We start from the raw sequence: 15,005 nt of genomic DNA on the forward strand, positions 1-15,005 counted from the left end.
ATGGTGACATGTGGAGCTGACGAATACTAATAGATCGAGGACATAATAACCATATTAATATGAAGCAAATGTTATCTAGTTTTGAAGGAATATGCCTTCATAGTTTGGTGATGATGGCAGAGAGGTCACACCCGTTCCCATACCGAACACGGAAGTTAAGCTCTCTAGCGCCGATGGTAGTTGGGACCTTGTCCCTGTGAGAGTAGGACGTCGCCAAGCAATATTAAACCGCAGTAGCTCAGCGGTAGTGCTTTTGGCTGTTAACCGATCGGTCGTAGGTTCGATTCCTACCTGCGGAGCCATTGGAGAGCTGTCCGAGTTGGCCGAAGGAGCACGATTGGAAATCGTGTATACGTCACAAGCGTATCAAGGGTTCGAATCCCTTGCTCTCCGCCATAGGATTTATAATATTTGGCCCGTTGGTCAAGTGGTTAAGACACCGCCCTTTCACGGCGGTAACACGGGTTCGAATCCCGTACGGGTCACCACTTTTGGAGGATTAGCTCAGCTGGGAGAGCACCTGCCTTACAAGCAGGGGGTCGGCGGTTCGATCCCGTCATCCTCCACCATATAAATTATATGAATAGTATTATCGCGGGGTGGAGCAGCACGGTAGCTCGTCGGGCTCATAACCCGAAGGTCGCAGGTTCAAATCCTGTCCCCGCAACCAAATGGTCCCGTGGTGTAGTGGTTAACATGCCTGCCTGTCACGCAGGAGATCGCCGGTTCGACCCCGGTCGGGACCGCCATTTTAATAAGGCTCGGTAGCTCAGTCGGTAGAGCAGAGGACTGAAAATCCTCGTGTCGGCGGTTCGATTCCGTCCCGAGCCACCATTTATCTTAATAATATACGCCGGCTTAGCTCAATTGGTAGAGCAACTGACTTGTAATCAGTAGGTTGGGGGTTCAAGTCCTCTAGCCGGCACCATGTAAGTTTCGGAGGGGTAGCGAAGTGGCTAAACGCGGCGGACTGTAAATCCGCTCCTTCGGGTTCGGCAGTTCGAATCTGCCCCCCTCCACCATTTACATAGGGGCATAGTTTAAAGGTAGAACTGAGGTCTCCAAAACCTCCAGTGTGGGTTCGATTCCTACTGCCCCTGCCAAATATATTTACACAACATGGCGGTTGTGGCGAAGTGGTTAACGCACCGGATTGTGGCTCCGGCATTCGTGGGTTCGATTCCCATCAGTCGCCCCATTTTTATTTTTAAAATTACAAATAATTTAATTGATACTTACATATAATTAAGTAAGAATTCGATGGGCTATAGCCAAGCGGTAAGGCAACGGACTTTGACTCCGTCATGCGCTGGTTCGAATCCAGCTAGCCCAGCCATTTTTGCGGAAGTAGTTCAGTGGTAGAATACAACCTTGCCAAGGTTGGGGTCGCGGGTTCGAATCCCGTCTTCCGCTCCAATAAAATTTAACATGGCGGCATAGCCAAGTGGTAAGGCAGAGGTCTGCAAAACCTTTACCACCGGTTCAAATCCGGTTGCCGCCTTTCTTTTGTGCCGATGTGGCGGAATTGGCAGACGCGCACGACTCAAAATCGTGTTCCTTCGGGAGTGTCGGTTCGACCCCGACCATCGGTATCATGAACGGCGAAAAAAACTCTATACAATTAGTATAGAGTTTTTTTGTATTTTCTTTTCATTATATGACAAAATAAGTACAAAAAGTGTACGGTGAGTAGACTGCGAAACATTAAAAGGATAAAAACAAACATTCATTTTTATCCTTTTAATTGTGATATTCTATAAAATTCCAGCAAAATATTGTATATACAATATTCCCTTCGAGCACTCTAGAGAGAATTTCTCCACCCGGGTGACATGAAGTTAAATCCGACAGCACCAGTAGATATTAGTACATTATCAACGGTTAAGTTTGTAATTTCTAAAAACCTCTTTTTAAACTCTTCTTTGTTGTACTTGTACATAGTTGAGTGGCACGCCCACATGTGCGTTGAAGTACTCAACCAATCTCCTAATTCCTTTAATTCAGGAAATGATTCAAATTGAATTGGTTCATCTAATTTCATGAATCTCACTTGATAGATAGTTGGGTTTAGCTTTTCTCCTATCCCTTTAAGACCATGTGCTTTTTTCTCATTTGAATGTGTCATAATTACTCTCCCCTATGTTTTCTTCAAATTTTTTCCTATTTTAATTATACAGCAATAGAAAGTAATTAAGGAAATATTATGGGAATCGGTGATGTAAAAAGACTCTAACAGAAATGTTAGAGTCTTTTTTGTTAAATTATGTTACCTGATTCTAAAATTCGTAATAAACGTAGGAATTCATGTATAATATAACTTGCGGATAGAACAAAATGATAGTAATTTATATTATGTCTGTAATATGAATCAAAAATGAACTTTTTATATTTCTTTTAAAAATGTGTTGAATACACGTTATATTTTATATTAATATTTTTATGTAGATTTAAAACGGGAAAGAGAGTGGAAAGTATGGGTCGTAAATGGAATAATATTAAAGAAAAAAAAGCATCAAAAGATGCAAATACAAGCCGTATATACGCGAAATTTGGACGTGAGATTTATGTGGCAGCAAAACAAGGCGAGCCAGATCCAGAATCAAACCAAGCGCTTAGAGTTGTATTAGAACGTGCGAAAACATACAACGTACCAAGAACAATTATTGATCGTGCAGTTGAAAAGGCAAAAGGCGGTTCAGAAGAAAATTATGACGAGCTTCGTTATGAAGGATTCGGACCAAACGGATCTATGGTAATTGTAGATACACTTACAAATAACGTAAACCGTACTGCAGCAGATGTACGAGCTGCATTCAGCAAAAACAGTGGTAACATGGGTGTAAACGGTTCTGTAGCTTACATGTTTGATGCGACAGCTGTTATCGGTCTTGAAGGTAAAACATCAGATGAAGTTCTTGAAATTTTAATGGAAGCAGATGTTGATGCACGTGACATTCTAGAAGAAGAAGATTCTGTTATCGTGTATGCTGAACCTGATCAATTCCATTCCGTACAATCTGCACTTAAAGATGCTGGTGTTGAAGAATTCACAGTTGCAGAATTAACAATGCTTGCACAAAGTGATGTAGAACTTCCTGAAGATGCTCAAGTACAATTTGAAAAAATGGTTGATGCATTAGAAGATTTAGAAGATGTGCAACAAGTTTACCACAACGTAGACTTAGGAGAATAATACGATAGAAGCCCTGCCCGTTTAACGGATAGGGGCTTTTTTTATGAAGTTAATTAAGTTGATGAATTAGTAAAGGTATTTTGTTGTAGACAGGGAATATGCTTATAGGGATATATGAAATAATCATTATTTCTAGGAGGTTTAATATGGAACATAAAACACCAAAGCATATTGTTGCTGTAGCAGGTTATTTAACAAATGAAAAAGATGAAGTGTTATTAGCTAAAGTACATTGGCGATCGGATACGTGGGAGTTGCCAGGAGGACAGGTGGAAGAAGGAGAAGCGCTCGATCAAGCAGTTTGTAGGGAAATGTTTGAGGAAACGGGTTTAACGGTGAAGCCTATTGGAATTACAGGGGTTTATTATAATGCCTCTATGCATATTTTGGCTGTTGTTTTTAAAGTGGCATATGTGAGCGGTGAAATAAAAATTCAACCTGAAGAAATACAAGAGGCTAAATTTGTTGCTTTAAATGAAGAGAACATAGATGAGTATATAACGCGTCCTCATATGAAATCCAGAACGCTTGATGCGATGAGAGCAACACATTGTATTCCGTACGAAACGTGGGAAGTGCAGCCGTATAATTTAATAGGTAGATTGTAAAGAAAAGAGTAGCCGGTTTGAGATACAATCAAATCACTACTCTTTTTTGTATACTGTTTAAGAAAAAGGTCAAAATAATAATAGTGCTAGTGTTGATTTTTAGAACGTTTGTTCTGTATAATGTATGATATATTGTATACATTTAGATTACTAGATACTTACAAATATATATATTTGTAGATGATATAATGAAAATAGGGTGTTTTAATAGGGGAGTATAGGCTTAAGGTATACTCTGCTATTGGTTTAGCATAATCTATATTCAATATTTCAGATGAATAGTAGATAAAAAAAGACTGTGATACAATACTTTTTTATACCTTACAATGATGTAAGGTATGTGTAAGAGAAATCGATGGGATGTTTTTTTACAACAAGGTATTCTTAAAGTAAGAGTTATATGCTGTGTGGAAAAGAGGTGTTCAAGATGAAAGAACGAGTATTATCTAGGGTGAACTATCATCAAAAAGTTGCATTAAATCCAATGACTAAATTCTTTTATAAAGCCATTATTTTATTATTATTGTTAAGTTGTACATTATTATTCGTTGGAAATGTAATGATCGAGCAAAGTGATATTAGTAAATTACATGTACCGGCTAAGTTAGAGGTGCCCGAATCATTAACACATGCATTTATTGCGACAGAAGATAAAAGGTTTTATCATCATAACGGTTTAGATTATATAGCGATTGTCAGAGCGTCTGTTGAGAATATAAAGGCTGGTGGTGTTGTGCAAGGCGGAAGCACAATTACACAGCAGTTATCCAAAAATGCTTTTTTAACGAATGAACGTACATTTTCTCGTAAGTGGAAAGAGATTTTCTATACGAAAAAAATTGAACGTACATTTACGAAGGATGAAATTTTAAAATTGTATGTAAGTAATATTTATTACGGAGAAGGAGCATGGGGAATTGAAAAAGCGGCAAACCTTTACTTCGGTAAAAAGGTGGACCAATTAACGCTGGCTGAAAGTGCAATGATGGCTGCTGTAGTAAAAGCACCTGCTTATTACTCACCTGCACAAAATTATGATAAGGCCGTAGAGAGACGAAATGTCGTTTTGAGATTGATGGAGAAGGAAGGCTATATCAATCATGATGAGTATGTGCAAGCAGTTAGTGAGAAATTAGTAATTCGTCATGATATAAAAACAGAGCAGTCGATGTTAAATAATGCACGTGAAAAAGCAGTAAGCTAAGTGAAGTTCCTACATAGGAGCTTCTTTTTTTTGAATAAATTGTGACAAATTGTGACACAATATCGTCACAATTATTGTATTTTTGTAATTTATGTGAGCGTGTTCATTGCGTGACGTATATAAGTGTTGATATTATGTGTAGTGTGTACAATGCTGTATACAGAATATGAATTTAAAGAGGAATGTATATGAAATCAAATAAACTCATGGCTCTTGGTGTAGTTTTTTCTATCGCAGTATTGATTGTAATCGGAACAATTGCGTATAGCATCATAAATGACAAAAAAGATAAAGGGAATGAGATGTTTGCTTATTCCACACAACAATCTTTAGGGAAAGATGATGCACCAGTTAAGGTAGTTGAATTTGGAGACTTCAAATGTCCTGCGTGTCGTACTTGGGATGTAACAGTATTACCACGATTAAAAGAAGAGTATATTGATAAAGGTAAAGTGCAGTTATATTTTATTAACTTCCCGTTCATCGGAAAAGACTCTGATTTAGGCGCAGCAGCTGGTGAGGCAATTTATAAACAAGATCAAGATTCATTCTGGACTTTCTATGATGAGATTTATCAAAGTCAAAAGAAAGATACGGAAGAATGGATTACAGAAGAATTACTTCTTAACATTGTGAAAGAGAAGCTTCCGAAAGTTGATGTAGAACAATTTAAGAAAGATTTACACAGTAAAGAAATAAAAGAAAAAGTACGTAAAGATTCAGATCGTGCTCAAAAATTAAAAGTTCAAGGTGCTCCTTCAGTATACATAAACGGAAATCTTGCAAACCCTGATTTCGATAGTATGAAGAAGGCGATTGATAAAGAATTGAAAAAGTGATGAGCTACTCATCACTTTTTCGACTTTTTTCGATAAAATTCTTGCTTCCGTTTTTTTTACATGCTATACTACCTTACATAAGTTATTCTAATATCTTATATTTATTTCATATTTGCGGGTGTAGTTTAGTGGTAAAACAAGAGCCTTCCAAGCTCTGGTCGAGAGTTCGATTCTCTTCACCCGCTCCAAATTTTATTAAATGTTTTTCTATAAATTGTTATCAACGCAGTGTTTCGTTTCTAAGATAAACGAGGCATTGCGTTTTTTAATGTTTGAAAAGCATAATTGTATGCGAAAATAAAAGTAAAGAATAGTATTCCAAAAGTGAATTGCTAACCAATATAGTCGTTACATAAGAGATGGATTCATCTGAGGAGGCGATTAAGAATGGATTTTGAACAATTAAAGCAAGATGTCATTGCGTATAGTAAAACAATTGGTATAGATAAAATAGGCTTTGCTAGTGCTTCACCATTTGAGGAATTAAAGCAGAGGTTAATCCAGCAACAACAATTAAATTATCAATCGGGATTTGAAGAGTCTGATATAGAAAAAAGAACGAACCCACAGCTTCTACTACCTGGTGCAAAATCAATTATTGCGATTGCATTAGCGTATCCTTCAAAATTAAAAAATGCACCATTAAGTAAGCGTGGAGAACGCCGGGGGATTTTTTGTCGTGCCTCTTGGGGACAAGATTATCATCTTGTTTTACGAGATCGTTTGCAAAAATTAGAAGCATACTTAATCGAAAAACTTCCCGAGATAGAAGTTAAGTCAATGGTTGATACGGGTGAATTAAGTGATCGAGCTGTTTCGGAGCGTGCCGGCATTGGATGGAGCGGTAAGAATTGCGCTATTATTACACCTGAATTCGGTTCGTATGTATATTTAGGAGAAATCATTACAAACGTTCCGTTCCCACCAGACCAGCCAATAGAAGATCAATGTGGAAGTTGTACAAAATGTATTGATATTTGTCCTACAGGTGCTTTAATACAAGGAGGACAGTTAGACTCGAAGAAATGTATTGCATTTTTAACACAGACGAAAGGGTTCCTACCGGAAGAATATCGCGAAAAAATAGGTAATCGTATTTATGGATGTGATACGTGTCAGACTGTTTGTCCGAAAAATAAAGGAATGGATTTTCATAACCACCCTGAGATGGAACCAGATCCTGAGTTAGTTAAGCCCTTATTAACACCACTTTTAACAATTAGTAATCGTGATTTTAAAGAGAAATATGGAATTATGTCTGGTTCATGGAGAGGTAAAAAGCCGTTGCAACGAAATGCAATTTTGGCACTTGCGCATTTTAAAGAGGCATCAGCAATTCCTGATTTAATTGGTGTTATGAAAGACGATCCAAGACCGGTACTTCGCGGAACAGCAGCATGGGCACTTGGGAAAATTGGTGGAGATGGCGTGGGCGAAGCTATTGAAAAAGCGATGCAACGTGAGAAAGATGAAGAGGTTCTTCATGAAATGAATCGCGGCCTTGAATTGTTAGCTCAGAAAAAAGAGTAGATAATATCTCCCTTTTTCATATTGTAATATGGGAGGGAGACGAAATGGTTGTAAAAATAAATATTGAAAAGCAAGTACAACAATTTTTAGCATATGTAACAGAGAAACGAACAAATGTAGATGGTATTGCTGAAGATTTATTACAAATAGCACAGAGAAAGAAACAATTGTTTCAAAAGCGTAATGCAGAGATAGTGAAAGCAACTGCGGATGTTTCTTTCATGAGACAATTAAATAATAGCAATCATCAAGAAATTGATTATCAAATACATTTTAAATATTTAATTAAGCATAAAGAATTATTTTATATCGAAGAGGAACAACTAAAACGAAGAGTTTGTTTAAATAATAGCCGGGTAATAGGTGATTATGCTATTGAAGTGCCAGAAGCAGTTGGAATGAGTGAGACGTTAGAAAGGGAAGTTACAAAAGAGAAGTACGGTTCCTATCAGTACAACCGTTTAGAGGCAGTTAAATATGCAGAGCGTTGGTGGGATGATCGAAATCCTGTATATCGTAATTTCCCTGATAATTGTACGAATTTTATTTCTCAATGTCTTCATACTGGAGAAGTACCAATGAATGGATATCCTAATATTCGTAAAGGATGGTGGCAAAGGGAGAATCAGTGGAGTTGGAGCTGGGCTGTCGCACACTCTTTTTATTGGTATTTGTCAGGTGCTACAACTGGGCTTCGAGCAGAAGCAGTAGAAAGACCAGAGGACCTTATTCTTGGTGATGTCATTGCTTATGATTTCGAGGATGATGGTAGGTGGAATCATACGACGATTGTAGTAGCCAAAGACGCAGATGGTATGCCACTTGTGAATGCACATTCAGCAAATAGCCGTCGGCGTTATTGGAACTATGAAGATTCTAGTAAATATACACCACAAATGAAATATAAATTCTTTCACATTATTAATGGGTAGAGATTTTTCGCTCAAGTGGTATAATACGTAGTAGACAAAAAACAGAGGTGAATATCGCGTGGGAGTACATGTTGTTTTATATCAACCAGAAATTCCAGCAAATACAGGGAATATTGCTCGTACTTGTGCAGCAACTGGAACAGAATTACATTTGATTAGACCGCTTGGATTTTCAACGGATGATAAAATGTTAAAGCGTGCAGGATTAGATTATTGGCAGCACGTGAAAGTTACGTATTATGATTCAATTGAAGAATTTTATGAGAAAAATAAAGACGGTGAATTCTTCTATTTAACAAAGTATGGCGAGAAAGCTCATACAGCGTTTGATTATAGCAAACGTGAGAAGGATTACTATTTTGTATTTGGAAGAGAAACAAACGGCTTACCAGCTAATGTAATCGAAGAAAATTTCGATCATTGTTTACGTATTCCAATGACTGATAAAGTGCGCTCATTAAATTTATCTAATACAGCAGCTATTTTAATTTATGAAGCATTCCGTCAACAAAATTATCCGGGATTAGATTTAGAAATTGTTTATTAAAAGTCGCCATATGGCGACTTTTTTTCTAAAAATAAAAATAATATGTAATCATACATTTAAAAAAGGGTACATATTCATATAGAATGGGATATATGAATAAAAATAGATTAGACGGGTTGAGATAAATATGAAGGAACAATATAATAATCAAAATACCTTTTTAAGTATGATAGATATGGATTTAATAAGAAGAGGACTATTACATGCTATTCAAGATTTAGTATTTATTGTGAAAGTTATGGATGAGGAAACCTTTAAATATATTTATGTAAATAAGATAGGTATGAATTATGCGAAGCTAAGCGAAGAATGTTATGGAAAAACGTTTGCTGAAGTATTATCAGAAGATACGGCGGAAATATTACAAGTGCAATATGCAAAAGTAGCGAGCGAAGCGAAAGCACATACCTTTTGTGATGTAGTTAGTTTACCAAAGGGTGAGTTACATTATGAATCTTCACTTAATCCTGTATTCGACGAAGAAGGAGTATGTCAGTTTATTATTTGTATTACGAGGGATATCACAGCTCAGATTGAGGAAAAGGCAGAGATAGAGGAAAAACAAATGTTGTTTAAGTCGTTATTAGAATATAATAATGACTCCATTATATCTATGGATTCTATAGGTAGAATTACATATGCAAATCCAGCAACGTATGAAATATTTGGATATCGATATGAAGAATTACATAATAAATTTATTTTTGAATTTATTAATAAAGAATATGAAAAAGATTTTCAAATTATATTTAAAGGAGCCCTGCAAGGAAGGGCAAAACAAATTGTTTCAAAGAAATATGTTCATAAAGAAGGGTACGAGCTCTATATTTCTTTGAGAACTATTCCGATTATTGTGAACGCCGAAATTGTTGGGGTATATATTGTTACGAGGGATGTTACAAGACAAGTATTGAATGAAATGCGAACAGAATATTTAGCTTATTATGACCAATTAACGGGATTAATGAATAGAATTTCATGTGCAAATAAGTTAAATGTTTTTTTTAATGATAATACAGAGTTTGCGCTTGTTTTTATAGATTTAGATGAATTTCACCTTATTAATGATACTTTTGGTCATAAAGAAGGAGATAAAGTATTACAAAAAGTTACAGAATGTTTAAGCAGTTTTCAAATAGACGGTATGCACTTATTTAGAGAACACGATGATCAATTTGTTATGTTAATAGAAAATATAACGAAAGAACGTGTAGAGATAGTTGCAAAAAGAATACTAAAAAAGATTAGTGAACATTTTGTAATCGAAGAAGAGGACGTCTATTTAAGTGCGTCAATCGGAATTGTAATGGCTCCAACAGATGGAGAGGATGAAAAAATATTATTCCAAAGAGTTGATGCTGCTTTGGAAAAAGCAAAAGAAAAAGGAAAAGGGCATTATCAGTTTTATTGCAGTGGATTAGATTGTGAGCGTGAACAAAGATTTATAATAGAAAACCAATTGCATCGGGCTATAGAAAAAAATGAATTCTGCTTGTATTATCAGCCACAAATGAATATTGAAACGAAAAAAATAGCGAGTATGGAAGCTTTAATAAGGTGGGAGAATAAAGAATTGGGATTTGTCTCTCCCAATCAATTTATTCCGCTAGCAGAAAGAACAGGATTTATTATTAAGCTTGATGAATGGGTAGTAAATGAAGTGTGTCGGCAAATAAGTGAATGGTTAAATAAAGGATATGAAGTTGTCCCGATTGCAGTTAATATTTCAGCCAGGCACTTTCGCTCGATTACATTAATAGAGATGATTACACGGGCTTTACATAAGTACAATGTACCAGCTCATCTATTAGCGATAGAGGTTACAGAAGGGGCCCTTATGCATAAAGACATATCAAAAAGAGTATTGCTACAATTAAAAGAACAAAATTTAAAGATTCATTTAGATGATTTTGGGACGGGATATTCATCTTTAAGTTATTTAAAAACGTATCCAATTGATACGTTGAAAATCGATCGTTCTTTTATGGAAGGTATACATGTGGATGAACGTGATACGAATATTACAGCTGCAATTATTCATTTGGCTCATACTTTGGAATTGAATGTAATTGCAGAAGGTGTAGAAAAAGCGGAACAAATACAATTTTTGAAGGAAAAGAATGTGAAGTTTGTGCAAGGTTATTATTATAGCCGACCTTTATCAAAATATGATGTGGAAAATGTGTATTATAAATGATTGATAAAAAAAGTGATGTGCTAAGAAGCACATCACTTTTTATGTGTACCGGGTTTATCATTGTAACCAGATGTGAAAATAGCTGTAAGAAATGTGAGTGATACACCTAAAATTAATAATAATTTCATACTAATATCCCTCCTATTTTTCAGTTTACGAATCTTAAATATGAATCAAAATGTATGTAAGGTTCTTGGAAGAAAAGAATTTATTTAAAATGAATAGAGGTGTAAAAACTTTAATACCTATATTATACAGAATTTTCTTTGAATTTTGGAGAGAATTTTATAGCAATACTGTATATTTCATTTTGATTTAAAGAATGTTTAAGGACATCCTAGCATACCTTTTATAATAATCCGATTGAACAAGGAGATGGGGGAGGAGCTATAATGGATATTCTAAAAAAGATTGAACAGCATCGAGCAGCAGAAGAACGGTTACAATGGGAAGGTACGTTTGCGGAGTATTTGGAGCTTGTGAAGGAAAGACCATGGGTGGCTCAAACAGCACACTCTCGCATTTACAATATGATAAAAGATGCTGGAATCGAAGAAGTAGATGGTAGAAGAAAGTATAACTTCTTTAGTAATCAGCTATTTGGATTAGAGGATGCTTTAGAACGTCTTGTGGAGGAATATTTTCATCCATCTGCAAAACGATTAGATGTTAGAAAACGTATTTTATTATTAATGGGTCCTGTTAGTGGAGGGAAATCAACATTAGTTACGATGTTGAAACGAGGATTAGAAACATATTCACGAACAGATCGAGGAGCAATTTTTGCAATTAAAGGCTGCCCAATGCATGAAGATCCACTTCATTTAATTCCGCATCATTTACGGGATGATTTCTTTGGTGAGTATGGAGTTAGAATTGAAGGGAATTTATCGCCACTAAACGTAATGCGTCTAGAGCAAGAATATGGTTCAAGAATTGAGGATGTAGTTGTAGAGCGTATTTTCTTCTCGGAAGATCGCCGTACAGGGATTGGTACATTTAGCCCGTCTGATCCTAAATCACAAGATATCGCCGATTTAACAGGTAGTCTGGACTTTTCAACAATCGCAGAATATGGTTCAGAATCAGATCCACGAGCGTATCGCTTCGATGGAGAATTGAATAAGGCAAACCGTGGGATGATGGAATTCCAAGAGATGCTAAAATGCGACGAGAAGTTTTTATGGCATTTATTATCGCTTACGCAAGAAGGGAATTTCAAAGCGGGAAGATTTGCGCTTATTTCAGCAGATGAATTAATTGTAGCGCATACGAATGAAACGGAGTATCGTTCCTTCATAGCAAACAAGAAAAATGAAGCATTGCACTCAAGAATTATTGTAATGCCAGTTCCATACAATTTACGAGTGAGTGAAGAAGAACATATTTATGAAAAAATGATTCGTGAAAGTGATGTATCCAATGTGCATATTGCACCGCACACACTTCGCGTTGCAGCAATGTTTACGATTTTAACGCGTTTAAAAGATCCGAAGCGTCCGGATATTGATTTAATTAAAAAGATGCGTTTATATGATGGAGAAACGGTAGAAGGTTATAATGCGATTGATGTAGAGGAGCTGCAACGTGAATATCAAGATGAAGGTATGAGAGGTATTGATCCTCGTTATGTTATTAATCGAATTTCCTCTACAATTATTCGAAAAGAGGTACCATCTATTAACGCATTAGATGTACTTAGATCGCTCAAAGACGGGTTGGATCAGCATCCGTCAATTAGTAATGAAGATCGAGAGCGTTATATGAATTTCATCTCATTAGCGAGAAAAGAATATGATGAAATTGCGAAGAAAGAAGTACAAAAAGCATTCGTGTATTCATATGAAGAATCAGCGAAGACACTTATGGATAATTACTTAGATAACGTTGAAGCATATTGCAATAAATCGAAATTACGTGATCCATTAACAGGTGAAGAAATGAGTCCAGATGAAAAGCTAATGCGCTCAATTGAAGAGCAAATTGGAATTTCAGAAAATGCTAAGAAAGCATTCCGTGAAGAAATTTTAATTCGCATTTCTGCTTATGCGCGTAAAGGAAAACGCTTTGATTATAATTCACATGAGCGTCTTCGTGAAGCGATTCAGAAAAAACTATTTGCTGATTTAAAAGATATAGTGAAAATTACAACATCAACGAAAACGCCAGACGAAAATCAGCTTAAGAAAATCAATGATGTTGTTGCACGCTTAATTGATGAGCACGGCTATAATTCCTCATCTGCGAATGAATTATTACGCTATGTAGGTAGTCTGCTAAACCGATAGTTTGATAACAAAACGCTGTCTCTTGTATTTTGCGGGACAGCGTTTTATTATCCATTTATATGTGTAAAGTGTCATACCTTGTCCAAATGTAATAAATTAAGATGCAATTTCATGAATTTATTGTCAATTATTTTTACAATATGCATATGATAGAGTAACCAACCATTCATACGAAAAAAGCCAACACAATACAATATGTTGCAAAGTGTAAATGTGTGCAACTATGCATTGTGTTTCTTTCTTATCAACGGCTGAATATTTCTTTCTAGTATGTGAGTGGCAAAATTTTGTTTAGGATGCTCGGAGTATTATATGAAAAACGTTATATATGTTTATGGGATGAATTTCGATGGGCAGTTATCTTTCATTCTAGCTTGCACAGTATAAAACAAAATTTCTAGCTTACTGTTCATAGGGGAAGACAATTACAGTAAGGAGGGAAAGAAATGGGTGAAGAAAACCAACCAAATTATACGATTTCACAGGAAAACTGGTCCCTCCATCGCAAAGGATATGACGACCAACAACGCCATCAAGAAAAAGTACAAGAGGCAATTAAGAATAATTTACCCGATCTTGTAACAGAAGAAAGCATAGTTATGTCTAATGGTAAGGATGTTGTAAAAATACCGATTCGTTCTTTAGATGAATATAAGATTAGGTACAATTATGATAAAAACAAACACGTTGGGCAAGGAAATGGTGACAGCAAAGTTGGTGATGTCGTTGCGAGAGATGGATCAGGTGGTCAAAAGCAAAAAGGACCAGGAAAAGGGCAAGGAGCAGGGGATACGGCTGGAGAAGATTATTATGAAGCTGAAGTCTCTATTCTAGAATTAGAGCAAGCGTTTTTCAAAGAATTAGAGCTGCCTAATTTAAAGAGAAAAGAAATAGATGAAAACCGGATTGAACATGTTGAATTTAATGACATTAGAAAGACTGGATTATGGGGAAATATCGATAAGAAACGAACGATGATATCCGCATATAAACGAAATGCGATGCGTGGTAAAGCCTCTTTTCATCCGATTCACCAAGAAGATTTAAAGTTCCGTACTTGGAATGAAGTATTAAAGCCAGATTCAAAAGCTGTTGTATTAGCGATGATGGATACGAGTGGATCGATGGGAATATGGGAGAAATATATGGCACGTAGCTTCTTTTTCTGGATGACAAGATTTCTACGAACGAAGTATGAAACGGTAGATATTGAGTTTATTGCTCATCATACGGAGGCGAAAGTCGTTACAGAGGAAGAGTTTTTCTCAAAAGGAGAAAGTGGCGGAACGATCTGTTCTTCTGTATACAAAAAAGCACTCGAGCTAATTGATAATAAATACTCACCAGACCGCTATAATATTTATCCATTCCATTTTTCAGACGGTGATAATTTAACATCAGATAATGCTAGATGTGTAAAACTTGTTGAAGAGTTAATGAAGAAGTGTAATATGTTTGGATATGGGGAAGTGAACCAGTACAACCGCCATAGTACCCTCATGTCAGCCTATAAAAATATTAAAGATGAGAATTTTAGATATTATATTTTAAAGCAAAAAGCAGACGTATTCCATGCGATGAAGAGCTTTTTTAAAGAAGAATCCGGAGAAAAAATGGCATAACCCCCTTAAAAAGGGGTTATTTTTTTGTTAACTTTTTATTTTTTT

11 protein-coding genes, 16 tRNA genes and 1 rRNA gene are annotated in these 15,005 nt (G+C 36.0%); 27 read left to right on the forward strand and 1 reads right to left on the reverse strand.

Annotated elements, in window-relative coordinates; translation table 11 throughout:
- The first annotated feature begins 103 nt into the window (after window positions 1-103).
- The 16 genes from rrf to DN393_RS24750 all read left to right on the forward strand — a co-directional run bounded on the left by rrf (window position 104) and on the right by DN393_RS24750 (window position 1,592).
- Window positions 104-219: ribosomal RNA gene (gene rrf / locus DN393_RS24675) — 5S ribosomal RNA — on the forward strand.
- Between the two features lie 8 nt (window positions 220-227).
- Window positions 228-302, forward strand: a tRNA-Asn gene (locus DN393_RS24680).
- Between the two features lie 2 nt (window positions 303-304).
- Window positions 305-396 (forward strand) — tRNA-Ser (locus DN393_RS24685).
- 17 nt (window positions 397-413) lie between these two features.
- A tRNA-Glu gene (locus DN393_RS24690) sits at window positions 414-488 on the forward strand.
- 5 nt (window positions 489-493) lie between these two features.
- Window positions 494-569 (forward strand) — tRNA-Val (locus DN393_RS24695).
- 24 nt (window positions 570-593) lie between these two features.
- Window positions 594-670: transfer RNA gene (locus tag DN393_RS24700), tRNA-Met, on the forward strand.
- A gap of 3 nt (window positions 671-673) precedes the next feature.
- Window positions 674-749: transfer RNA gene (locus DN393_RS24705), tRNA-Asp, on the forward strand.
- A 9-nt stretch (window positions 750-758) separates the two neighbouring features.
- Window positions 759-834, forward strand: a tRNA-Phe gene (locus DN393_RS24710).
- Window positions 835-852: 18 nt separating this feature from the next.
- Window positions 853-928: transfer RNA gene (locus DN393_RS24715), tRNA-Thr, on the forward strand.
- A 10-nt stretch (window positions 929-938) separates the two neighbouring features.
- A tRNA-Tyr gene (locus tag DN393_RS24720) sits at window positions 939-1,022 on the forward strand.
- A 7-nt stretch (window positions 1,023-1,029) separates the two neighbouring features.
- Window positions 1,030-1,103 (forward strand) — tRNA-Trp (locus DN393_RS24725).
- Window positions 1,104-1,122: 19 nt separating this feature from the next.
- A tRNA-His gene (locus tag DN393_RS24730) sits at window positions 1,123-1,198 on the forward strand.
- Between the two features lie 63 nt (window positions 1,199-1,261).
- A tRNA-Gln gene (locus DN393_RS24735) sits at window positions 1,262-1,336 on the forward strand.
- Between the two features lie 5 nt (window positions 1,337-1,341).
- A tRNA-Gly gene (locus tag DN393_RS24740) sits at window positions 1,342-1,416 on the forward strand.
- Window positions 1,417-1,430: 14 nt separating this feature from the next.
- Window positions 1,431-1,501 (forward strand) — tRNA-Cys (locus DN393_RS24745).
- Between the two features lie 9 nt (window positions 1,502-1,510).
- Window positions 1,511-1,592: transfer RNA gene (locus DN393_RS24750), tRNA-Leu, on the forward strand.
- A 212-nt stretch (window positions 1,593-1,804) separates the two neighbouring features.
- Here the strand turns inward: DN393_RS24750 and DN393_RS24755 are convergent.
- A complete protein-coding gene (locus tag DN393_RS24755; RefSeq protein WP_064477163.1) occupies window positions 1,805-2,125 on the reverse strand; it encodes a DUF3884 family protein in 321 nt (106 codons plus the stop codon).
- A gap of 348 nt (window positions 2,126-2,473) precedes the next feature.
- Between DN393_RS24755 and DN393_RS24760 the strand changes: the two genes are divergently transcribed.
- The 11 genes from DN393_RS24760 (at window position 2,474) to yhbH (ending at window position 14,960) form a co-directional block, all read left to right on the forward strand.
- A complete protein-coding gene (locus tag DN393_RS24760; protein WP_000532975.1) occupies window positions 2,474-3,193 on the forward strand; it encodes a YebC/PmpR family DNA-binding transcriptional regulator in 720 nt (239 codons plus the stop codon).
- 146 nt (window positions 3,194-3,339) lie between these two features.
- On the forward strand, window positions 3,340-3,801 hold the full coding sequence (locus DN393_RS24765; protein WP_064477162.1) for an NUDIX hydrolase: 462 nt from the start codon (window positions 3,340-3,342) through the stop codon (window positions 3,799-3,801).
- A gap of 427 nt (window positions 3,802-4,228) precedes the next feature.
- The gene (locus tag DN393_RS24770) at window positions 4,229-5,005 is read left to right on the forward strand and encodes a transglycosylase domain-containing protein (protein WP_000664702.1); all 777 of its coding nucleotides are present in this window, start codon (window positions 4,229-4,231) and stop codon (window positions 5,003-5,005) included.
- Window positions 5,006-5,193: 188 nt separating this feature from the next.
- Window positions 5,194-5,844 (forward strand): DsbA family protein, encoded by a 651-nt coding sequence (locus DN393_RS24775; RefSeq protein WP_064477161.1) that lies wholly within the window; start codon window positions 5,194-5,196, stop codon window positions 5,842-5,844.
- Between the two features lie 114 nt (window positions 5,845-5,958).
- Window positions 5,959-6,032, forward strand: a tRNA-Gly gene (locus tag DN393_RS24780).
- 199 nt (window positions 6,033-6,231) lie between these two features.
- Window positions 6,232-7,374 (forward strand): tRNA epoxyqueuosine(34) reductase QueG, encoded by a 1,143-nt coding sequence (gene queG / locus DN393_RS24785; protein ID WP_064477160.1) that lies wholly within the window; start codon window positions 6,232-6,234, stop codon window positions 7,372-7,374.
- Window positions 7,375-7,418: 44 nt separating this feature from the next.
- A complete protein-coding gene (locus DN393_RS24790; RefSeq protein ID WP_000260555.1) occupies window positions 7,419-8,306 on the forward strand; it encodes an amidase domain-containing protein in 888 nt (295 codons plus the stop codon).
- A 58-nt stretch (window positions 8,307-8,364) separates the two neighbouring features.
- Window positions 8,365-8,853: a tRNA (uridine(34)/cytosine(34)/5-carboxymethylaminomethyluridine(34)-2'-O)-methyltransferase TrmL gene (gene trmL / locus DN393_RS24795; RefSeq protein ID WP_000538149.1), complete on the forward strand. Its 489-nt coding sequence runs from the start codon at window positions 8,365-8,367 to the stop codon at window positions 8,851-8,853.
- A gap of 127 nt (window positions 8,854-8,980) precedes the next feature.
- Window positions 8,981-11,050, forward strand: coding sequence for a sensor domain-containing protein (locus tag DN393_RS24800; protein ID WP_088047001.1), 2,070 nt, complete (start codon window positions 8,981-8,983; stop codon window positions 11,048-11,050).
- Between the two features lie 392 nt (window positions 11,051-11,442).
- Complete coding sequence (locus DN393_RS24805; protein WP_000353275.1) at window positions 11,443-13,338, forward strand: PrkA family serine protein kinase; 1,896 nt, start codon at window positions 11,443-11,445, stop codon at window positions 13,336-13,338.
- Between the two features lie 446 nt (window positions 13,339-13,784).
- Window positions 13,785-14,960 carry a sporulation protein YhbH gene (yhbH, locus tag DN393_RS24810; protein WP_064477157.1) on the forward strand — a complete coding sequence of 392 codons (1,176 nt, stop codon included), beginning with the start codon at window positions 13,785-13,787 and terminating at the stop codon, window positions 14,958-14,960.
- The last annotated feature ends 45 nt before the right edge of the window (window positions 14,961-15,005 follow it).

The organism is Bacillus sp. BPN334 (genome assembly GCF_008368885.1).
In the GTDB taxonomy this organism is placed as follows: Bacteria; Bacillota; Bacilli; order Bacillales; family Bacillaceae_G; genus Bacillus_A; species Bacillus_A wiedmannii.